This window comes from Candidatus Pedobacter colombiensis (genome assembly GCA_029202485.1).
GTDB classification, from domain to species: Bacteria; Bacteroidota; Bacteroidia; order Sphingobacteriales; family Sphingobacteriaceae; genus Pedobacter; species Pedobacter colombiensis.
The window spans coordinates 805,123-827,354 of record CP119313.1; the positions used below are offsets into that span (position 1 = coordinate 805,123).

At 40.2% G+C, this 22,232-nt stretch carries 13 protein-coding genes; 10 read left to right on the top strand and 3 right to left on the bottom strand.

Annotation, left to right across the window (positions count from 1 at the left end; all coding sequences use genetic code 11):
* Positions 1–67 precede the first annotated feature (67 nt).
* The 5 genes from P0Y49_03310 (at position 68) to P0Y49_03330 (ending at position 7,194) form a co-directional block, all read left to right on the top strand.
* Positions 68–577: a hypothetical protein gene (locus tag P0Y49_03310; protein WEK20177.1), complete on the top strand. Its 510-nt coding sequence runs from the start codon at positions 68–70 to the stop codon at positions 575–577.
* Between the two features lie 76 nt (positions 578–653).
* Entirely contained in the window at positions 654–1,169 is a 516-nt protein-coding gene (locus tag P0Y49_03315) for a hypothetical protein (GenBank protein ID WEK20178.1), read from the top strand.
* Between the two features lie 100 nt (positions 1,170–1,269).
* Entirely contained in the window at positions 1,270–2,925 is a 1,656-nt protein-coding gene (locus P0Y49_03320; protein WEK20179.1) for a beta-xylosidase, read from the top strand.
* A 31-nt stretch (positions 2,926–2,956) separates the two neighbouring features.
* On the top strand, positions 2,957–4,285 hold the full coding sequence (locus P0Y49_03325; protein ID WEK20180.1) for a right-handed parallel beta-helix repeat-containing protein: 1,329 nt from the start codon (positions 2,957–2,959) through the stop codon (positions 4,283–4,285).
* A gap of 23 nt (positions 4,286–4,308) precedes the next feature.
* Positions 4,309–7,194, top strand: coding sequence for a glycosyl hydrolase 115 family protein (locus tag P0Y49_03330; protein ID WEK20181.1), 2,886 nt, complete (start codon positions 4,309–4,311; stop codon positions 7,192–7,194).
* Between the two features lie 8 nt (positions 7,195–7,202).
* On the opposite strand, the gene P0Y49_03335 is transcribed toward P0Y49_03330, so the two are convergent.
* Positions 7,203–8,474 (bottom strand): acetylxylan esterase, encoded by a 1,272-nt coding sequence (locus P0Y49_03335; protein ID WEK20182.1) that lies wholly within the window; start codon positions 8,472–8,474, stop codon positions 7,203–7,205.
* 239 nt (positions 8,475–8,713) lie between these two features.
* Between P0Y49_03335 and P0Y49_03340 the strand changes: the two genes are divergently transcribed.
* From P0Y49_03340 to P0Y49_03360, 5 genes are all read left to right on the top strand, one after another.
* Positions 8,714–10,054 carry a glycoside hydrolase family 88 protein gene (locus tag P0Y49_03340; protein WEK20183.1) on the top strand — a complete coding sequence of 447 codons (1,341 nt, stop codon included), beginning with the start codon at positions 8,714–8,716 and terminating at the stop codon, positions 10,052–10,054.
* The gene (locus P0Y49_03345; GenBank protein WEK20184.1) at positions 10,055–11,251 is read left to right on the top strand and encodes an oligogalacturonate lyase family protein; all 1,197 of its coding nucleotides are present in this window, start codon (positions 10,055–10,057) and stop codon (positions 11,249–11,251) included.
* A gap of 6 nt (positions 11,252–11,257) precedes the next feature.
* Positions 11,258–12,598 carry a hypothetical protein gene (locus P0Y49_03350; GenBank protein ID WEK20185.1) on the top strand — a complete coding sequence of 447 codons (1,341 nt, stop codon included), beginning with the start codon at positions 11,258–11,260 and terminating at the stop codon, positions 12,596–12,598.
* A 278-nt stretch (positions 12,599–12,876) separates the two neighbouring features.
* Complete coding sequence (locus P0Y49_03355; GenBank protein ID WEK20186.1) at positions 12,877–16,008, top strand: TonB-dependent receptor; 3,132 nt, start codon at positions 12,877–12,879, stop codon at positions 16,006–16,008.
* A 24-nt stretch (positions 16,009–16,032) separates the two neighbouring features.
* Positions 16,033–18,006, top strand: coding sequence for a RagB/SusD family nutrient uptake outer membrane protein (locus P0Y49_03360; GenBank protein ID WEK20187.1), 1,974 nt, complete (start codon positions 16,033–16,035; stop codon positions 18,004–18,006).
* A gap of 83 nt (positions 18,007–18,089) precedes the next feature.
* On the opposite strand, the gene P0Y49_03365 is transcribed toward P0Y49_03360, so the two are convergent.
* Together P0Y49_03365 and P0Y49_03370 are read right to left on the bottom strand one after the other, a co-directional pair.
* Positions 18,090–21,056 (bottom strand): DUF4982 domain-containing protein, encoded by a 2,967-nt coding sequence (locus P0Y49_03365; GenBank protein ID WEK20188.1) that lies wholly within the window; start codon positions 21,054–21,056, stop codon positions 18,090–18,092.
* 11 nt (positions 21,057–21,067) lie between these two features.
* Positions 21,068–22,078: a family 43 glycosylhydrolase gene (locus tag P0Y49_03370; protein WEK20189.1), complete on the bottom strand. Its 1,011-nt coding sequence runs from the start codon at positions 22,076–22,078 to the stop codon at positions 21,068–21,070.
* Between the last annotated feature and the right edge of the window lie 154 nt (positions 22,079–22,232).

Genomic DNA, 22,232 nt, shown 5'->3' on the forward strand with positions numbered 1-22,232 from the left:
GAATTTTGCGGAGTAAGCCGAAAATCCTGAAAAGAGTAGGCAATAATCATTCTTAGTCTAATAAAAAATGAAAAGAATTACTTTTTCAATCGCCTTGCTTTTTGCTGTTATGGCAGCGAAGGCGCAAACCGTTGTTTGGTATCCAATGAACCCTTTTGTATCTTCAGGGACTTATACACAAACCATCACGAGTAATAGCTATACTTTTGATAGTGATTTCCTTTATCTTGATTTTAGATTAGACGCAGATGGTCATACAATGCATTATATAACTACAGCTAAGAATATCCCTTATAATCCTGGCGATATGATGGGAGAGTTTCAATCAAGTATTCTTGTGGATAGATGGCCAGGTAACTCTTTGGTGGATAAACGGGCGATATGGAATGAGCCGTCTTATTATGATTCAGAATGGGAAAGAGAGAGTTATCCAAGCAGTTCAACCTATACCTATTCAGGTTCTACTGATATTGGTTCAGAAGATGCTCTTATGTTTGTTCAAGGGATACTGATTTGGAGTGAGTCTGGTTATTTTCAATCTGCAGGCCTTGGATTGCAAGTTACGATTATTCCTTAAAATGTATTTTTTCCTTTCAAGGAGTAGGTCGAAAATCCTGAAAAGAGTAGGCACAAATTATCCATAATCTAAGAAAATGAAAAGAATTGTTTCTTCTATTGTTTTACTTCTCCTTGTTGTTGCTGTTAAAGCGCAAACTGTTACCTGGGAATCGCCGACTGCATGGGTATCTTCCGGAAGTTATACGACAACGATCAATAATACCTCTTATACTTATAATAGTGATTTTCTTTATGCTAATTTTTGGTTGGATGTCGATGGACGTACCTTGCATTACAACGTGACAGTGAAAAATATTCCATCTAATCCTGGAAATATGATAGGTGAGTTTCAGGCTACTATAGCAAACGACGGAAGTCCTATGAATCTGTTCGCAAATAAACAAGTTTTGTGGAATGCTCCATTAGATTATAGCAACGACCCTAGTTGGGAACGTGAGAGTTACCCAATATCATCGGAGTATTCATATGCTGGCTCTTGCGATCTTGGTAGTACATCTGATCTCCAAATCAGTGCTGGCATCTTATTCTGGAATCAGGATGATTATTCTCAAGGTTCTGAGTTTAACGTATTTCCAAGAATTAATCCATAATACAATTGTTAAAATTTAGTGTAATCCGTTTCACTGCTAAATGACCCTATTAATTATATCTATAAAGCGTTCTTGTTTATTACTAGTAGGCATTTTTGTCATGAACTATGCTGTTTTTGCACAACAGAAAGTAGCAATACCTGCAACTGTTCATATAGATTTTCAGCAAAAAATAGGAAAGATGTATCCCGCATGGGCATGGTTTGGGTATGATGAACCCAATTATACCTATATGAAAGACGGTAAAAAATTGCTTACAGAAATTGCTGCATTAAGCGCTGGCCCCGTTTATGTTCGTACACATAGTTTAATGGTAACCAATGATGGACCTCCATCGGCTTTAAAGTGGGGTTCTACTAATATGTATACTGAAGATGAGAAAGGCAATCCTGTTTACAGCTGGACTTTAGTGGATAGTATTTTTGATACCTATATTAAACGTGGGATGAAACCTTTGGCACAGATTGGTTTTATGCCGGAAGCCTTATCTGTAAAGCCACAGCCATATCGACATCATTGGAAGCCCGGTGATCCGTATAATGAAATATTTAAAGGTTGGACATATCCGCCTAAAGATTATAACAAATGGAGCAAACTGGTATATGAATGGGTAAAACATTCTGTAGCACGTTATGGAAAAAAAGAGGTAGAGAGCTGGTACTGGGAACTATGGAACGAACCCGATAGTCCGTATTGGGGTGGTACTTTGGAGGAATACTTAAAGTTATACGATTATACAGTCGACGGGGCTAGAAAGGCCCTGTCGACTATAAAAATAGGTGGACCGCATGTTACTGGTCCGGCGGGGAACAGGGGTGCTAAGTTTTTAAAAGCATTCATTGAACACTGTATTTCAGGTAAAAACTATGCAACAGGTGTAACTGGTACCCCGCTTGATTTTATTGCCTTTCATGCAAAGGGAAGCCCCAAAATAATTGATGGACACGTCCGAATGGATATGGGCAAACAACTACGTGATATATATAGCGGTTTTAAGATCGTGGCCGGCTATCCTGAAATTAAAAACCTTCCTATCATTATCGGAGAGTCAGATCCAGAAGGTTGTGCCGCTTGCGGTATGGCAACCAATCCTGAAAATGCTTATCGTAATGGTACTATGTACTCCAGTTATACAGCAGCCTCCTTTGCACGTAAATATGCTATTGCAGATTCCATAGGTGTCAATTTTGTAGGTGCGGTATCCTGGTCCTTTGAGTTTGAAAATCAACCATGGTTTTACGGATTCAGGGACTTGGCTACAAATGGTGTGGATAAACCAGTTTTGAATGTATTCAGGATGTTTGGAATGATGACGGGAGCACGTGTAAAAATACAGACTGATCTGATGTATCCACTCAATAAGGTTTTAACAACAAGCATCAGGGATACACAATCAGACATTGGCAGTTTAGCAACCATAGATAACAAAACGGCTGCAATTATGATTTGGAATTATCATGATGATGATACTCTTGGAGCTCCAACAGAGATCACCATCAATCTTAAAGGGATACAGAAAAAGGAGGTTAAACTAACTCAATTCCTGATAGACAATCAGCATAGTAACGCTTATGAAGTCTGGAAAAAGATGGGCTCCCCACAAAATCCTTCAGGAGCTCAAATCTCAGAATTGGAAAAAAGTGGACAATTGCAAATTTTTGGAAAGCCAGATAGATTAATCTTGGTGAACGGAAAAGCTATTGTGAAAGCAACGCTTCCAACACAAGGTGTAGCACTGTTAAAGCTCGATTGGTAAAGACAAGATTAATCTTTTTTAAATAATGAACATGAAAATATACCTTACCATATTAACAGTCTTATTGATAACCGGCATTGTTAATGGAAAAAGCTTTCCGGCCAAGACATATTATGTTGCTCCTAAAGGCAGCGATGATAATCCTGGAACAATTGAATCGCCATTTTTAACGATTCAAAAGGCTCAGACAGCTTGTATCCCTGGTGATACCGTTTACATCCGGGGTGGAAACTATGTGATGCAAAGCAGTCAAATTGCTAAAACTGATAACTTATATGCTTGTGTAACTTATCTCGATAAGAGTGGGACCGAAAAAGCCAGGATAAATTATTTGGCATACCCTGGAGAAAAACCGGTATTCGATTTTTCTAATATTGCTCCTCCCGGATTAAGGATTACAGCTTTTTTGGTGAAAGCATCTTATGTTAGCATTAAAGGATTGGATGTAAAAGGTGTTCAGGTCACTTTAACTTCCCACACACAAAGCGAATGTTTTAGAAATGAAGGTAGCCACAATATCTATGAAGGGCTTAGTATGCATGATGGGAAAGCCAATGGATTCTACTTAACTAAAGGTGGGAATAATCTGATATTAAACTGCGACGCTTATAACAACTGGGATGATGTTTCAGAAAATAAAAAAGGAGGTAACTCAGATGGCTTTGGCTGTCATCCCAATAGTCCTGAATATGTAGGTAATGTGTTTAGAGGTTGTAGAGCATGGTTTAATAGCGACGATGGCTTTGATTGCATCAATGCAATGGCCGCTATTACCTTTGAGAACTGTTGGGCTTTTTACAATGGATACTCATCATCATTTGTTAATTTGGGCGACGGTAATGGATTTAAAATGGGAGGTTTTGGTGTTAAAAGTTCCAATAGAGTACCTGCTGTAATTCCACATCATCAAATTTATTTTTGTCTTGCTGTGGGTAACAAAAATTCAGGATTTTATGCCAATCATCATTTAGGAGGCGATACCTGGTACAACAACACGGCTTATAAAAATGGAGTGAATTTTAATATGCTGAACAGGAACGCAGAGTTTACCAGTGATGTTCCGGGTTATGGGCACATCATGAAAAATAATTTGGGTTATAAAGCTCGTACAAAAGAGATTAGTAATGTAGACTTATTACTATGTGATGCTAGTAATAATTATTTTCAGTTGAATACCAGTATAACTGATGCCGACTTTTTAAGTCTAAAGGAATCATTTTTAACTCAGAAGCGTAGTGCTGATTTTAGCTTACCTATGAATAATTTTTTGCGGTTGGCGACTGGGAGCATCTTAATTGATAAAGGGGTAAATGTAGGTTTCAGTTATGCAGGTAAAAATCCCAATCTGGGTTGCTTTTAAGAAATCAATATTAAATTAAGTGAATGAGGCTATTTCTTGTAATTACAGTGCTATTCCTGTCTTTAAATCATTTTGCTAAAGCACAGCAAAATGAAGAAGGAGGAATTGTAGTTTCAGAACAGCCTGTTTCAGGTGGCTTTGCTTTATTAAACAAAGGAAAGGCAGCTACAATTTATACTGATGAGGCCGATGCTGAAGTTGTACATATTGCCGCAAATGCCCTGAAAAACGATGTTAAATTAGTTTCAGGGATTGGGCCTGCAGTTGTCGCAAGTAGCAAGGTTGTTAGTCCGCTTAGTGTACTTATTGGTACCATTGGGAAATCAAAATTGATAGACCAACTGGTACTCAATAAGAAGATCACTATAGCTGAAGTAAAAAACAAATGGGAAACTTTTAGTATCTCCGTAGTTGAAAATCCTTTACCGGGAGTAAAACAGACGCTTGTAATTGTAGGCAGTGACCCCAGGGGTACAGCCTTTGGTGTTTTTGAGCTGTCTGAACTTATTGGTGTTTCGCCCTGGTATTGGTGGGCAGACGTCCATCCTGTATTAAAAAAAAATATTTTTATAAAGGGGACAGTGGTGTCAGAGTCCCCATCGGTAAAATACAGGGGGATATTTTTGAATGATGAAGATTGGGGTTTACAACCATGGGCGGCAAAAACGCTGGAACCTGAAACCGGTGATATAGGCCCTAAAACTTATGCCCGGATCTTTGAGTTGCTACTTCGGCTAAAAGCCAACTTGATTTGGCCGGCCATGCACCCCAGCACCAAAGCCTTTTATCATTATCCAGGTAATGAAAAGATTGCTGTCGATTATGCTATTGTAGTGGGGTCTTCACATGCTGAACCTATGCTACGGAATAATGTAGGCGAATGGCAGAAAACCATGGGTGATTTTAATTACTTAAGTAATCGGGATCGGGTATACAACTATTGGGAAACAAGAGTAAAAGAGAGCAAAAATAACGATGCAATTTATACAGTAGGTATGCGTGGCGTGCACGATGGGGCTATAGAAGGAGTGAAAACTGTAAAAGAGGCTATCCCTTTGCTGGAAACAATCATTGAGGATCAACGTAAACTACTTCAAAAATATATCAATCCCAATGTAAAAAAAGTTCCGCAAGTGTTTACCGTATACAAAGAGGTGCTGGATATTTATGACGGAGGAATTAAATTGCCTGAGGACATTACCCTGGTATGGCCCGACGATAATTATGGCTATATCCAGCGTTTAAATAATGAAAAAGAAAATGAGCGTGCCGGTGGCTCCGGTGTTTATTACCATGCTTCTTACTGGGGGCGTCCACACGATTACCTTTGGTTAAGTACTACGCATCCGGGGTTGATCCGCGAAGAAATGATGAAGGCCTATCAAACAAAGTCAAACCGTTTATGGGTTTTAAATATAGGAGATATAAAACCAGGCGAATATAACATGCAGCTGTTTTTAGATATGGCTTATAAAGTCGGACCATTTAAAGACAGCAACTATTCAAAGACCCATTTGCAACAATGGATAGTTAACATTTTTGGAGATAAAAAGGCTACTGAAATAACAGATATCTTATGGCAGTATTACCAGCTTGCTTTTGAGCGCAAGCCCGAATTTATGGGCTGGAGCCAGACCGAACCCACTACAAAGACTAATTATACAGACTACAACCATTTCTACTATGGTGATGAAGCTCAGCGTCGGATAGATCATTATGAACAGCTAACGGAAAGGGTGAAAGCCCTGCGGGCAGAAATAAGTGGCAAAGATGCAGATGCCTTTTATCAATTGGTGTATTATCCTGTAGTAGGTGCATCACTGATGAACAAAAAATTTCTTTACCGGGATAAGGCAATGCTATATGCGAGGCAGAATAGGGCCAGTGCCGCAGATTATGCCCTGTTAGTTAAAAAAGCTTATGATGATATTGTTAAAGAAACACAATACTACAATATAGAGCTGAGTGATGGTAAATGGAAAAATATGATGTCAATGATTCCACGCAATTTACCGGTTTATCAGGCCCCTGACATTCCTGGCATAAAGATCGATCAATCAGGTATCTGGAGCATAGCCCCGGAAGGTTTTGTGAGCAAGGATTCTTCTTTAGTTACTAAGCCAGATGCTGGTTTTGTTTTACCAGCATTTAACCGGTTAAGCAATAAAAGCTATTTTATCGATGTTTTCCTGAGTACCGACAAAACACTAAACTGGACAACTAAAACCGAACCATGGATTAGGTTGTCTCAAAGTTCAGGTACCTTAAAGCCTGAACCGGGCAAAAGAGAACAGCGGATTTGGGTAAGTATCGATTGGGATAAAGCAAAGAAGGAAAATGGCAACATCAGCTTTAGTGCAAACGGAAAAGAACTAAATGTAACCGTAAATGTCAGGTCTGCTAATGATTATCTTTCCGTTCCCGCTTCAAAATTTAACAGGATTAACAATAAAAACGGCCAAACCTGGTCACTTATCAATGATCTGGGGTATACTGGTCAAAGTTTGATGGCCTTGCCGCTTGAAGGAGTTAAAATTCCTGATCTTCAAAATACAACAACCCTAAAAGAAAATAATGCTTGTGTTGAATATGACTTTAATACCTCCACTGCAAGTAATCCGGAAATAAGTATTTATACCTTACCAAGTCACCCAATTAACAATAATTACCGGATGCGATACGCGGTTTCGATAGACAATGGACCCTTAAATATGCTGGATTTTAAAACTCAGGGTAGATCTGAGGAATGGAAGCAGAATGTTTTAAGGAACAGTGCCATCAGAAAGATAAACATACAGAATTTAAAACCGGGTAAACATACATTGCACATTTATATGATTGATCCGGGAGTTATTTTAGATCGGATATTTATCAATTTTGGGAACATTAAAAATGGTTATTCCTATTGATTCGACAACTATTTCCATTGCTCATCTGCAAATTTTAAGTATTGTTGCCAGTCATATAAAGTGACATCGTGTTTTCCTGCTCTAATGTGATAGCGAGGGATGTTCCCAACCGGCTGGTGCAAGGCAGGCAGCTCATCTGTCTGAATTCCTTTTTTGCCATACAAGGCGTAAACACGACCTGCTTCTTTTGCACTTAGAAACTCACCCTTCGGATCAGACCAGGTGTCGCCCTCGGCGCTGGCGACATATAATGGTCTTGGCGCCATTAAAGATAAAAGCATGTGAGCATCTATCGGTAAGTCGGTCACTTTATCGCCATAGGTTTTGTAATTAGCACCAAACCAGTGCGGGAACTTTTCTGTGATGATTTTTACGGTTTCTCCATACCATCGTTTAGAAAGGGCAGCCCCACCTTCTCCGGATTCATTGGATATAATTAAGGAGAAACGTGGATCTGATGCAGCAGCCCATAAAGCAGCCTTACCAAGTCTTGAATGACCAATAACTGCGATTTTTTTGGCATCAATGTCTTTATCCTTTTCCAGATAATCATAGATACGGCTTAAGCCATACGCCCAGGCACCCATAGCACTCCATTCTTCAGGTTGTATTTTCAATACATTTTTTAATGTCGTACGAATTCCTGTTTTCCAGCCTTCAGCGTTATCGGGTTCCAGATCGCCGTAGTATGCGGTCGCCAATGCATAACCATGCGATAAAATTTCTTTAACCTGCCATTGAGTGATATCTGTTCCTCTGGACAAGTCTGTAGCCCTGTTATTAACAACGCCCTTACCTCTGGCTGGCATCCAGCTTTGCGAAAGTAAAATTGAGCTATCCGCTTCTAATGCGTGGTTGCCTGAAAAGTTATATCCTACAAAAACAGCTACCGGCTTTTTTAGCTTGGCTGGAAGATATAAAAGCACATCGGTATAGATACTGTTGTCGGTCGGATGCAGGTAAATACGAATTTGTTTTCGGGTTGCAAAACCATCCTTCGTATGATCAGTTTTCATCACTTCAAATCTGATAGGAACAGATTTAACCGGATACTTGCCGAACTGAATAGTCTGATACAAATTATAAATATAGGGGCGTTGTACTTTTTCCCATTCAGTGCTGTTTTTTACGGTTTTGCCATTTTGCATTTTTAAAACATCAGGCAAGGTATAGGCAGGAACTTTCGTCTCATCGATATTGGAAAGTGGTGCCTGAGCATAACCTTCTAACGCAATGAATAAGCAGCTGATGAACAGCACTGGAATAAGGGTACGTTTCATTTTTTTTATTTGAAGTAATTTAAGCATTATTTATATAGAAACGATTAGTTTTTGTAATGACTTCTTTACCTTGAGGACAGGATACAGCAGGATGGGGCTGCTATAAAAAATCTCTAGATTAGGTTTATTAACCAATTATAAACCCTACTGTACTTTTCTCACTAGCATGGATAAGTATTGTTGTATCCAACCTAATTATGTTTGTTTCTAATCGATCATTTAAAAAATCCAGACTTAAAATGTTATGCGTTTGTGGACTGGCTTTCTCTGCGATGTCTTCTTTTGCCCAATATGTAACTACAAAAGGGAACGACGTAACTACACCTTTACACCTGCTGAAACCAGCTTACATTACCCCTTATGGTGAAACAAAACCGAGTGATATTAAGGTTGCCCTGGATAGAGTTTATAATTACCTCGATAATACTACACCCATTCAGTTGGTGGATAAGACAAATGGAAAGGTGGTTTCAGACTTAAAACAAGTAAATTCAAATACCATTTTTAAACCTGGGGATTATCGTTTAACCAGTTATGAATGGGGTGTTACTTATACCGGGATGCTGGAAGCTGCTGCAGCAACGGGCGACAAGAAATTTAGTGATTACACTATAAAAAGGATCGATTTCCTGGCAGATGTAGTTGCTGCATACCAAAGTTATCTAAAAACAAATCCAGGCGCGGTAACTCCGGTACGTTCGGTATTGGATCCGCACGCACTAGATGATGCCGGCTCTATTGCTGCTTCAATGATCAAAGCACAAAGAACAGGACAAATTAAATCAAACCTTCGTCCGATAATTGAGAATTACCTGAACTACATCATGACCAAAGAATTTCGTTTAAAAGACGGAACGTTGGCAAGAAATAGGCCCCAACCTAATACACTCTGGTTGGATGATTTATACATGAGCTTACCTGCAATTGTACAGATGGGTGTTTTAACCGGGGAAGGGAAGTATTTTGATGAAGCGGTAAAGCAATACCAACTGTTTGCTGAAAGAATGTTTAATCATGAAAAAGGTCTTTATATGCATGGCTGGGTTCAGGACATGGATCCACATCCGCAATTTCATTGGGGCCGTGCCAATGGATGGGGCCTGATGACCAAAATTGAGTTACTGGATGCTTTGCCCGCTAATCATCCTGGCCGGCCAATGATTTTAAAAATGTTAAAAGCGCATGTAAAAGGACTGGCTGGTTTGCAGGATGGAACCGGATTTTGGCATCAATTACTGGATCGTAATGATTCTTATCTGGAGACTTCAGCTACCGCAATTTACGCTTATTGCATTGCACGAGCTGTTAACAATGGCTGGTTGGATGCAAAAGCCTATGGGCCGATGGCCTTGTTGGCCTGGAATGCCGTAAGTACTAAAATAAGTGCAAATGGTCAGGTTGAAGGTACCTGCGTAGGTACGGGGATGGGGTTTGATCCTGCATTTTATTATTACCGTCCGGTTAATGTTTTTGCTGCCCATAGTTATGGACCGGTACTTTTGGCCGGAGCCGAAACCTACAGAATGTTGCAAAAGCATCCTTTTGAAATTAATGACAGTTCAGTTCAAATGTATAAATAGATGAAAGCAAATTTTATTATAGTAGGCATGGTTGCCTTATCCGGGATGTATGTTCATGCCCAGGATCGTTTGGAAACAGGTTCTAAAAAGCCAATGCCGCAGGAGTGGGTAGATCAGGAAACAGGCCATAAGGTGGTTCGGTTGTCACGTTTACCCGGCAGTAGCGGTAGCTTTTATTTCCATAACAACCCGTTTGTAGGCGATAAAATGTTTTTTTATAACACGGTCGACAACAACCGACAGGTTTTTACAGTAGATCTGAAAACCTTAAAAACCGAGCAAATTACGCATCAGAAACTGCCTATGCGCGGTGAAATTGTTGCTCATAAATCACAGGAAGTCGTTTATCAGATACAAGACAGTGTATTTGCCAGTAGTGCAATAACAAAGAAAACGAGGTTACTATATGTATTTCCGGCAGAATTTAAGGCGACTATTTCAACTATGAATGCTGATGAGACTGTGTTGGCCGGGAGGTATAGTGATGGGAATGCCGAACGAGAAATTTTGAAGCAATACCCTGAAAAAAGTCAGTATTTTAACAGAATCTATGATGCTAAAATTCCAAATACCTTATTCACGGTAGACCTCAAAACAGGTAAATTCAATAAGATTCATACTGAAAATACCTGGTTAGGACACGTACAGTTCTCTCCGACAGATAAAGATATTTTAATGTTTTGCCAGGAAGGGCCATGGCACAAAGTAGATCGGATCTGGACCATTAATATTGCCAATGGTGAAGTAAAAAAAAGGCATAACCGCAGTATGGATATGGAAATTGCCGGGCACGAGTTTTTTGCTCCTGATGGTAAAACAATCTGGTTTGATCATCAAATGCCAAGGAGCACCACATTTTACTTAACAGGAGTAGATCTAAAGACAGGAGCGGAAAAGAAATACCAGCTTCAAAGAAATGAATGGTCGATACATTTTAACATCTCACCGGACCAAAAGCTTTTTGCCGGAGATGGAGGCGATCCAAAACAAGTGGCTAAGGCAGAGGATGGCATGTGGATTTACCTTTTCCGTCCCGTAGGAGATAAGTTGGAAGCCGAACGATTGGTCAATATGAAAGCGCATGGTTATAAACTTGAACCTAATGTGCACTTTTCTCCTGACGGGAAATGGGTCATCTTCAGAGCCAATTTTGAAGGGGAGAGCCAGGTTTATGCAGTTGAAATCGCCAAAAAATAAGTGTATATGAAACATAAAATTTGTTTAGGTGGGTTATTGGTCATTTTTATCTTATGTTCAGGTGCAGCTTATGCACAGATTGGCAGACGCTTTCCTTCAGAGCGAAAGGTTATTAAAGATCCGATAACGGGTGTTACACTCACTTTTTTAACGAGTACCCCAGCTGGAGATTCCAAGATTTATCAAACACACAACCAATGGACATCTGATGGGCAGTGGCTGATATTCAGATCAGGCCGTGTACATGGAGAGGCTATGGCTGTGAATGAACAAACAGGCGATCTCATCCAGGTAACAGAAGGTGGTTACACCGGGATGTTAAACATCGCCAGAAATTCAATGAAATTGTATTTCATGAGAAATGTAGATACCACCAGACGTTTTGGTGGCCCGGTAAAAATTATCGAAGTAGACCTTGCAAAGGTATTTGCAGATAGTAAAGCAGGAAAGATGAAGCCAGTATCTTTTTATGAGCGTGTTTGTGGAACTACACCAGAAGAAATTGGTGCAGGTGGAGATATGGCGTTGGATGGAGCAGAAGATTGGGCTTATTTTAGAGTTGGAAAAGAAGAAGCTGCCAAACACCTCGCCAAAGGGACAAAACTCGAACCCAGTTTTGGTCCTAGAAAGATGGGGGCAGGGCCATCAGGTATTGCAGCTATGAATATCAGAACAGGAGAAATAAAGTATGTTGTTTCAGTTCCGTTTCAGGTTGGACATATACAAACGAATCCCTGGATGCCCGGAGAAATTGTGTTTTGCTGGGAAACAGGTGGTAAATCTCCACAAAGAACCTGGACAGTAATGGCTGATGGAACCGGCTTACGACCATTGTATCCGGAGTCTGAATATGAATGGGTTACCCACGAAGCAGTGATCTCTCGTGATGAAGTGGCAATGGCGATTATGGGACATCGGAAAATACCCGGTACGGTGGGAGTTGCAGCTCCACAAACGGCTGTAAACGGAGTTAACCCGGGACAGGAAAGTGCCTGGGGACCATCAGGTACAAGAGAGAAACCGACCGGACTGGCCATTGTAAACTTAAGAACCAGGGAAATGACTATTGCCGGTCAAACACCAAGTGGAAGTGGGCTTTGGCATGTAAGTGGTTCACCAGATGGTAGATGGGCCGTAGGAGATGATTTTTCGCGCAGTATTTATTTAATTGACAGGCACACTCATCAAATGAGACTGCTTTCTGCCGGACATAAACAAACAGCAGCCGATCATCCGCATCCCACAATGAGTCCTGATGGCACAAAAATACAAATTCAATCGGCGATGCTGTCCGAGAACAATCGTTCCATGAACATCTGTGTGATTTCTATTCCGAAAGAATGGTGATGCAGGACAGTACAGGTTGCTGTCCATAGATGTTTGCTGTACTTTTATTAAGAACTAAAAACGATAACCAAATATAAAGCCAAACATTCCTCCCTATCATTCCCCCTAATCAATTTGTCTGTTGACAAGAACTTAATTACATCCAATAACTAAACCCAATTTATGAAATAAAAAAAAAGCAAAAAACATTATTTCAATAGCCATTAAAGAAGTGCCTGATTGGGTGCTGTGGCTTTCTATTGTCTAAATCTTTACGAGAATAAAAAACATTTCAAATTATGATATTTTATTTACAAAATGATAATAAACTACGTTATTGTATATTGTTGTTAATCAGTCAGCTGATTTTGATCGCTGTGCTGCCAAAAAAAATTCAGGCGGCAGAAAACAGCTATAAAGTAAACAAGGCATTGGTTGACGCAATTGTTACGGGAAAAGTCACTGATGAAAATGGGGAGGCATTGGTGGGCGTGAGTATACGGGTTAAAGGTACCAGGATTGGTACATCCACAACAGGTTCAGGTGATTTTTCAATTACCATTCCTGCTTCGGTATCAAATGCTGTGCTAGAAGTTTCTTATCTGGGATTTCTTTCCCAGGAAGTTGCTGTATCTGGGAGAACAAGGATTAATATCCAGTTAAAAAGTGCAGTGGCCGGTCTTAATGAAGTTGTAGTGGTTGGCTATAATCAAGTAAAAAAGACCGATTTGACTGGTGCGACAGTGAGTGTGAGTGCTGAAGACATCAGATCAAGGCCGGTTGCAAATGCTTTGCAGGCTATACAGGGTAAAGCAGCAGGGGTTGATGTTACTTCAAATGAACGCCCAGGTGAGGTTGGAAAAATCTTGATCAGAGGTGCCCGTTCATTAACTGCAACGAACGTGCCATTATATGTGGTAGATGGAGTTCCATTGGCAGCAGGTGGTATTGAAGCTATCAATCCAAATGACATAGAAGCCATCGATATTTTAAAAGATGCATCTGCCACAGCTGTTTATGGATCAAGAGGTGCGAATGGTGTGGTTATCATTACGACGAAAAGAGGTAAAACAGGTAGTCTTTCATTGAACTATGCAGGAACTAGTACGATTGAAAAACTGCATGACCGTACAGAAATGATGAACTCTGCACAGTATATCCAATTCCGACGGGATGCGAATAAGGTAACTACGCCTACACAAGCAAGCGATAAACTGCTGTTTGGTCAGGATCCTTACGCCTATGCTAATGTACTTAAAGGTTGGGTAGGTGATACATTTGACGGTAGTTTGGTTCCTACAACGGACTGGGGGGACATGGTTCTGCGAACAGGTGTTTCTCAGGACCATAATTTAAGCGTTAGTGGTGGAACTGAAAAGATAAAAGCATATGGTTCTTTTGGTTATTTGTCGCAGCTCGGTACACAATTGGGCCAGGATTACAAGCGCTATAGCTCAAATTTTAGTGTCGATATTAAACCGGTGAAATGGTTTAGCATGGGGGGAAGTGTAAATGTTGCGTATGGACTTCAGAATTATGGTTATGCTACTCCATCTGGTAATACGGGCCCGGCAAGTCTTTATCTCGCTGCCCAGGCAATGTTACCTTTTACTGTTCCCTTTGCTGATAATGGCAACAGGATTAATCTGCCGGGTGGCGATATTAATATTTTAAATCCACTTGGTGAAGATAAGTATAATATTAATCTGCGAAAAGTATTGCGTACTATGGGCTCTCTTTATGCGGAAGTAACCATTATGGATGGCCTAAAATATCGGGTGAATTTTGGACCGGATTTCTATAACTATAATAATGGAAGGTGGATGGATGAACATTCTATTCTTAGAGGTGGGGGCGAGCCTGGTTCTACTAATTCTGCACAGTTAACTCAAAATTCCAAGCTATCTTATACACTTGATCATTTGCTCTATTATAATAAAACCCTGGGTAAGCATGATTTTGGACTAACGTTACTTCAAAGTTCTTCTTCAAATCGGGAGGAAACATCAGACATGAAGGCCACAAAACTACCCTACAACAGTCAATTGTGGTATCAGTTAAATTCGGTAAGCGCTTTAGATGGTTTTAGTTCTGGATTAATTACATCTACATTGGTTTCCTATATGGGACGCTTTAATTATAGTTATAATAATAAATATTTGTTAACAGTTTCTGGCAGATGGGATGGTGCATCTGTGTTAGCAGATGGACATAAATGGGATTTCTTTCCATCTGCAGCTTTAGCTTGGCGTATAGATCAGGAAGATTTTATGAAAGGAATTAGCTGGGTCGATCAATTTAAAGTTAGATTAGGAGTGGGAAGTACAGGGAATGCTGCTGTTGAACCATATTCAACACTAGGAATCTTGCAAACGCTATATTATACCTTTGGAAGTTCGGTGCAACCAGGTTATGTAGCTTCTGATGCTTCATTGGCAAAACCAATTCCATTACCGAATCATGGTTTAGGATGGGAACATACCACACAATATAACCTTGGTTTAGATTTTTCAATTTTAAAGGGAAGAGTTAGCGGGGCACTGGATTTATATACCTCCCGGACAAAGGATTTATTGTTGATGAAATCTATTCCTTCTATTAATGGTTATACCCAATCTCTTGTAAATATAGGTGCCACCGCTAATAAGGGGATTGAATTGACACTGAATACGGTCAACATTAAAAAGAATGATTTTACCTGGTCCACTACTTTAAGTTTATCAGCAAACAGAGATCGGATTGTACAATTAGCGAACGGGAAGATTGACGATATAGGTAATAAATGGTTTATCAATCAGCGACTAAAAGTCTACTATGATTATGTTAAGATTGGAATCTGGCAAAATACCCCTGAAGATTTGGCCGAAATTGCAAAATTTAAAGCCAATGGAAATACATTCAAACCGGGAGATATTAGAATTAAAGATTTGAATGGGGACTATAAAATTGATGCCAACAATGACCGGCAGATTGTAGGCCATGCTAATCCTGATTGGGTTGGTGGGATGTCAAATACCTTTCGTTATAAGAATTTTGATTTAACATGCTTTATATTCTCTCGTTTGGGCTATCAAATTGAAGCAGGTGCCGAATCTTTGCAGGGTCGTTTTGCTCAACGTGTAGTTGATTACTGGACCCCAAATAATCCTACAAACGATTATCCTGCGCCCAATACTGGTAGTGCAGCCGGAGATCCCTATAAAAGTTCAATGAACTATCAGAGTGGTTCCTTTATTAAAATCAGGGACATCTCTTTAGGTTATTATTTGCCGGATGCTTTATGTAAAAAACTGACACTATCGAAAGTGAAGGTTTATGCCCAGGCTTTAAATCCTGGTTTAATTTATTCTAAAGTAGATTGGATTGATCCTGATACAGGTAACTCAACCTTTAACAGAGGCTTTGTGCTGGGCTTGAATGTTGGATTTTAATTGATAATAGATAAAAGATTGATCATGAAAAAGATATCGAAATTAGTATATATCAGCTTTGTGCTGACCTGTTTTTTGGTGCTACCAACTTCTTGTAAGAAAAGTTTTCTTGACGAAAATATGATCACAGCCAAGAATACCCAGGATTTTGAAAAACCTGATGGTTTAGATGGGTTGGTGATAGGGATGTATCAAAGCCTTAGGTTCCACTTTAATTACGAGTGGGCATACTCAACAACCAATTATGGCACAGATGAATTTACAGTAGGTGGAGATCGGACAGAACAAATGTGGAATTCTTATGATGCCAATTTAAATTCATTAAATGGGGATGTAAGTAGTGTTTGGGATAATATGTATGGCAATATCAACTCTGCAAATATTGTGATCCAGAATATTCCATTGTTTTATGGAAATGGAGCAAATAAAAATACTCGTTTGGGAGAAGGTTATTTTATGCGTGCCTTTGATTATTTTAAACTGGTAAAGCAATATGGAGGAGTTCCTTTAAAATTAACGCCTTCTACGACTGTGGAGTTGGAATTTACACGTACTTCAGCAAAGGAGACTTACGAACAGGTTATCCAGGATTTTATTCAGGCATACAACTTGCTTCCTGCTGCAGCCGCAGAGCCCGGAAGAATTACCAAATGGGCTGCGGCGCATTTCCTTGCGAAGGCTTATTTATTTAGGGCCAGTGAACTTAATAACGATTGGAATGGTGATACCAAGACGGCTGATTTAAACAATGCAATTAAGTATGCCGACCTGGTGATTAACAGTAGTGGCTGTATACTGGCTACTGATTTTAAAGACCTTTGGAATTTTACTGCGGTAAACGGCCCTAATGAAAACAACAAAGAGATTATTTTAGCAGCCCAATTTTCTGACAACGTTGCGACACAAGGACGTTATGGTAATCAGGTCCATTTATATTACCCTTCGGTTTATCAAACTTTACCGGGTATGGTGCGTGATATCCCTGGAGATCGGGAGTTTCAGAGGTTGCGCTCAACCGATTATGCGTTGGATATTTATGACCGTGTAAATGATTCCAGATTTTGGAAGAGCTTTAAAACAACCTATCTCTGCAATAACCCTAATGGAGCGCCACTTTGGACTGCTGTAACTGCTCCTAGCCCGGATCTGGTGGGCAAACCTAAATTTGCTGGTGGGGAGGAATCGATACGATATATTGTAAATAATGCAGGTGATAGCAGATATACGGCGGCAAATATTACTATGCGGGCACCATCTATGTATGTTCGGTATTTTAATGGTCAGGCCCAAAATATGCTAGGTGGTCATGGTAATTATGGGCTGAGTCAATATGTAGCGCTTTCTAAATTTATGGATGGATCCCGTAATTTAGTAGCTGCACAACCTGGACAACGAGATGGTATTTTGGCCCGGTTAGCTGAAACCTATTTGATTGCTGCAGAAGCTTATGGCAGATTGGGGCAATTTGGAAGTGCCATACCTTATCTCAATAAAGTTAGAGACCGCGCTGCCTATAAAGAGGGCGAAGATCGTGCAGCTTATGTAGACGGTGGAATTGCTTATAAAAATAACCCGGTAGCCAATACGGCTAAATTTGTCTCTTATTCTGATAAAAATAGTTATTTTGAATCCAATAACCTGGCTACGACTACTGCAACTACATTAAGTTCAATGCATTTGAATAGTGAGAATGATATTTTTAATTCGAATAAGGAATTCTATGACAAAGTTGGTGCTACATCTCAGCTTGATAAGTTTGTGAGTTTTATTTTAAATGAACGTTCCAGAGAATTGATGGGAGAATTGATGCGTTGGGAAGACCTTGCCCGGACTAAAACATTAGTGGCACGGGCAACAGCATTCAATGATGAGGCGAAGCCACTTGCCAATAAACATTACCTGCGACCACTTCCGCAACTCTTTCTTGATGTGATTTATAAAAATAATCAGCCGCTTACACCGGCAGAAAAAGCTGCGATACAGAATCCCAATTGGTGATCATAATAGTAATAAAATTCCAAATAATAAGGGAGTTGCAAACTGCAACTCCCTTATTATTTGGATACATTTTAAAATGTCCGTTATGGGTTCTCAAATATATCTGCTTCAATAATACTCAATGCCCCTTTAGCATTAGAATTGGCCGTTTTAATACCATCATCCAGGTTCTTTCCATTCATTTCAACACCAAAATTGCCATTGTTTTTAACTGCTCCGGTATGATTTAGCATTATGGTCACCGTCTTACCTTTAGCAGGCTTACATACTGCCGTGAAATAACCTAGTCCTGGTTTTGTATTGCCATTAAAAACCTCTTTGTCGTCAACCAGAATACGGATCGGATAGGTTTTAGTCCTGAAACCATTAACTTTCATACCCACACTTGTAACCATACTTTCTTTAGCTAAAGTATATTTTATCCATGCTGTCGAAATCTGACCATCATTGGCCCAGCCGGTTAGCTCATTGTCATCATAACTTAGCTTTGCTTTGTCTGCGTTTGCACCCGCATCAGCAGCAATAATCTTTACAGCTTTGCGGGTAACCGTATATGATTGGCCAGCCGGTGTAGCACCTCTTGTTAAATCCGATTTCAAACCATCCGAAGGCAGTGCAGTAGCAAGTCCATCCTCAACTTTAAATGGCAATGATGTAAAGGAAATAGAAGCAGCCTTTAATCCATCTGCAGTTGCGTTTAAATCAATTTTACCAGCCGTAGTGGTCGATCGGATAATTACCCTGTTTACCCCACACTCAACCGGAAGTTCTTTAGCCAAAATATAGTTGTCCGGTCCCTGTGCAATTCCTCCACGCCATTCTGCTGGCCCCGAAAGTGCAAATTTCACTAAATTAAGAGCAGTTGGACAACGGTTACCATCCTGATCAATGACTTCAACCTCTACTAAAACTGCATCCGCACCATCAGCTTTAAATCCGGTAGGATTTTTAATAGCCGTTAAGCGTAGCGCAGCAGGAGTCCCCGCTGTTTTTAATTCGGTTTCAGCTAATTTCTTGCCATCGGTACTATAAGAGATCGCTTTCAAAATTCCAGGTTTCCAGCTAATATTTTTAAAGGTGTACAGAAAGCCATCACTTAGTGTTCCATAACCCAGCGATTTATTGTTTAATACAAGCTCAACCTTATCACCAGTCGAAACTACATAGACATCTTTTTTTACGCCTTCCTTATAGTTCCAGTGGCCCATGATATGAATGCCGGTCTTTTTAGGCTCAACCCAGCCATCCCACATCACCTGATGGGCGTAGTAACCATCTTTTGGAATACGCATTGCATCCACTTCACCACTTCTCCGGTAATTCTCTTCTCCGCGGTGGTGTGTATTTGAATCAGAGAAAATGATATTTACACCACCCGAACTGACACGAGTCCCCGTGCCAGGGCGTTCTTGGTAGTAGTCATTCCAGCGTGCAACGCTCTCTACGGCATGAGAATCCTGATTGCGGTTGTAATCACTGGCATCGGCACCTTTATACAATGGACCAGCCCCATTTTTATGAAATGGAGGAGTGTACTCATCCCAATATTTTCTTAATCCCTCATCTCTGGAGTATTCCATAGACCACATCGGCTTCACTGCGCTTTTGTTAATATACAACATCTCCCCACCATATTCGGCCTGGTCAATGTCCAGCATCTCGCGTGATCCGATAGCGCGGTAACCATATGGATCATATTGATTGCGGATGTCTTTCATCTCTTGCATATGTGCCGCACTGATCGACTCATTGCCACATTCATAAAAGAGAATGCTCGGATTGTTCCGGTTGTAAATGATGGCATCACGCATCACAGCTTTGCGTTGATCCCATCGTACACCTTCAACATCTTTTTCTGAATCTCCAGCCGGCATGGCCTCAATCAAGCCTACACGGTCGCAGGACTCAACATCTTGTTTCCATGGGGTGATATGCATCCACCGCACCAAATTTGCATTACTTTGAACCATGAGTTGATTACTATAATCACTCATCCAGGCAGGAACAGAAAGACCAACGGCTGGCCATTCATTGCTGGTACGTTGTGCATAACCCTTCATCATCAATACACGATCATTCAAATAGACCATACCATTTTTAAATTCAGCTTTTCGGAAGCCTGTTTTGGTAGTTACTTCATCGATCACACGACCACCTGATTTTAACCTCGTAGCTACAGAATATAGATAGCCGTAGCCCCAACTCCAGAAGTTAAGACCGCTAAGTGCAGCCCGGGCAGTAAGGGTTTTTGTTTCACCTGGATTAATAGTGGCCTGATCTCCTATAAAAGTCTTTACCAGCTTATTTTCGGCATCCCTGATCTCTACCTCATACTGAACCGACAGCGCAGTTTTGTCGTCGTTTTTAACCTCAGATTCTGCAACTACAGTAGCAGATCTGCCAGGGATATCAAAATGCTCAGCGTAAATGTAATTACCTGTTGTTTTTAACATACTGTATAAAGGCAAGGTTTGGTATAACTTACCGGTAATGTGTAAGCGTACATTTTTAGAAAGTCCACCATAATTGGCATTGAAGTTCTTATTATTCCACTGGAAGCCTGAGTTGGTTGCTTTTTCTTTGTAATTCCAGGCATTGTCAATACGTACGGCCAAAACATTTTCCTGGCCCGAGGGATAGACAACATCAGTAATGTCAAAGCCAAAGGCCATAACACCATTTTCATGGCGACCAATAAATTTTCCGTTTAAATAGAACTCTCCTGCCTGACGGACACCTTCAAATTCCAGAAAAACCTTTTTTTCTGTAGCTGATGCCGGAATTTTAAAATGTTTGCGGTACCAGGAAATGCCGGTGGGTAACTCTTCTATAGATTTTTTAAAGACTTCGTCTTCATTCCAGGCATGTGGCAGGGTAATGGTCTTCCAGTTTGAATCATCAAAGTTGGGTGCTTTAGCAGTGCTGTCATCACCTACATATAATTTCCAACCTGGATTAAAATTATAGGTCACACGTACTGTTTTCTCGGATTGTGCAAATGCAAAGGATTGAATCAGGAAAAATAAGGGAAATATAAAGTTGAATTTCATCACAAGATTTATTATGGTTTGGTTAAAGCTATTTTTAAGGTTTTATCTCTATCACATATAATCATTCCGTTTACGTATTCGAGTTCTGCCAATTGCAGACTGCTGCGTCTGGTTTCATAGTTGTCGATACCTTTGTTGGCAGGTATTCTTCCGGGATGGGTAAAATAATAGATAAAAGCCCTTCCGTTGTTAACCACCACATCTGCATGTCCACCCATCACCTGATCGTCGACACCTTTCCCGGGTATTTGCAAGATATTTTCAGGTTGCCTTTTCCATTCAGTCAGGTCTTTTGAAGCATATACGCCTAAACCTTTCCAATTGTCGACAATCATCCAATAAGTATCCTTCCAAAAGAAAACTTTAGGGCCTTCACCACCCCTGTCGCCAATTGCACGTTTGCCACTATCTTTCCAATGATAAAGATCATCGCTGTCTGCATAATAGATAGATTTCCCTGCCATTTCATTGTTATAGTACATGCGCCAGCTCCCGTTGGGCATTTTAACTACACAAGCATCTATGCAACGTTCTGAGGCTAAATTAAGCTTTGATTCAAACTTCCAGTTGATCAGATTGGTGCTGGTTAAATGGATAATGTCTCTGGGGTGCCTCCAGTCGGCAAAAACTCCGGGAACGTAGGTCAGGTACATGTGGTATATACCTTTATTTTCGATTACCTCCGGGGCCCAATGCGTGTAATCAGGAAAGCGATATTGAATGTCACAAGTATCTCTGTATTTCCAGTCAACCCCATTTCTTGATTCTGCAATGCCTATTCTTGTTCCATGCACCCAGGTAACCCCATCCAAATCTTTCGCTTTAGCCCGGCGATTGGTATAAAGCATAAACCATTTTTGCTCAGCTTTATTCCAGACGACTACCGGATCAGCTGCACCATCATATACAGGATCTCTGTAAAGTGGCTTAGGGACAATTTGCGCTTTCTTATTGGTTTGAGCCCCAACATAAAATGGAGCAATAAATAAGAAGAATAATAATAAACGTTTAAACAGATACATTTGGTTGGTTTTGTGAATTTAAACAGGAAATAAGCCTTAAAGTAAGCTCATTTTAAAGTTCCTGCAACCTGCTCCATCCTGAGCAGACAGGATGGGCCATGTTGGTTTTTAGGATTGGGTTTCCTAATTTTCACCTGAATAAATTTGCTGCCAA

Coding starts and splice junctions, on each gene's coding strand:
- P0Y49_03310 (WEK20177.1), top strand. CDS start 68: ATGAAAAGAATTACTTTTTCAATCGCCTTGCTTTTTGCTGTTATGGCA.
- P0Y49_03315 (WEK20178.1), top strand. CDS start 654: ATGAAAAGAATTGTTTCTTCTATTGTTTTACTTCTCCTTGTTGTTGCT.
- P0Y49_03320 (WEK20179.1), top strand. CDS start 1,270: ATGAACTATGCTGTTTTTGCACAACAGAAAGTAGCAATACCTGCAACT.
- P0Y49_03325 (WEK20180.1), top strand. CDS start 2,957: ATGAAAATATACCTTACCATATTAACAGTCTTATTGATAACCGGCATT.
- P0Y49_03330 (WEK20181.1), top strand. CDS start 4,309: ATGAGGCTATTTCTTGTAATTACAGTGCTATTCCTGTCTTTAAATCAT.
- P0Y49_03335 (WEK20182.1), bottom strand. CDS start 8,474: ATGAAACGTACCCTTATTCCAGTGCTGTTCATCAGCTGCTTATTCATT.
- P0Y49_03340 (WEK20183.1), top strand. CDS start 8,714: ATGTTATGCGTTTGTGGACTGGCTTTCTCTGCGATGTCTTCTTTTGCC.
- P0Y49_03345 (WEK20184.1), top strand. CDS start 10,055: ATGAAAGCAAATTTTATTATAGTAGGCATGGTTGCCTTATCCGGGATG.
- P0Y49_03350 (WEK20185.1), top strand. CDS start 11,258: ATGAAACATAAAATTTGTTTAGGTGGGTTATTGGTCATTTTTATCTTA.
- P0Y49_03355 (WEK20186.1), top strand. CDS start 12,877: ATGATATTTTATTTACAAAATGATAATAAACTACGTTATTGTATATTG.
- P0Y49_03360 (WEK20187.1), top strand. CDS start 16,033: ATGAAAAAGATATCGAAATTAGTATATATCAGCTTTGTGCTGACCTGT.
- P0Y49_03365 (WEK20188.1), bottom strand. CDS start 21,056: ATGAAATTCAACTTTATATTTCCCTTATTTTTCCTGATTCAATCCTTT.
- P0Y49_03370 (WEK20189.1), bottom strand. CDS start 22,078: ATGTATCTGTTTAAACGTTTATTATTATTCTTCTTATTTATTGCTCCA.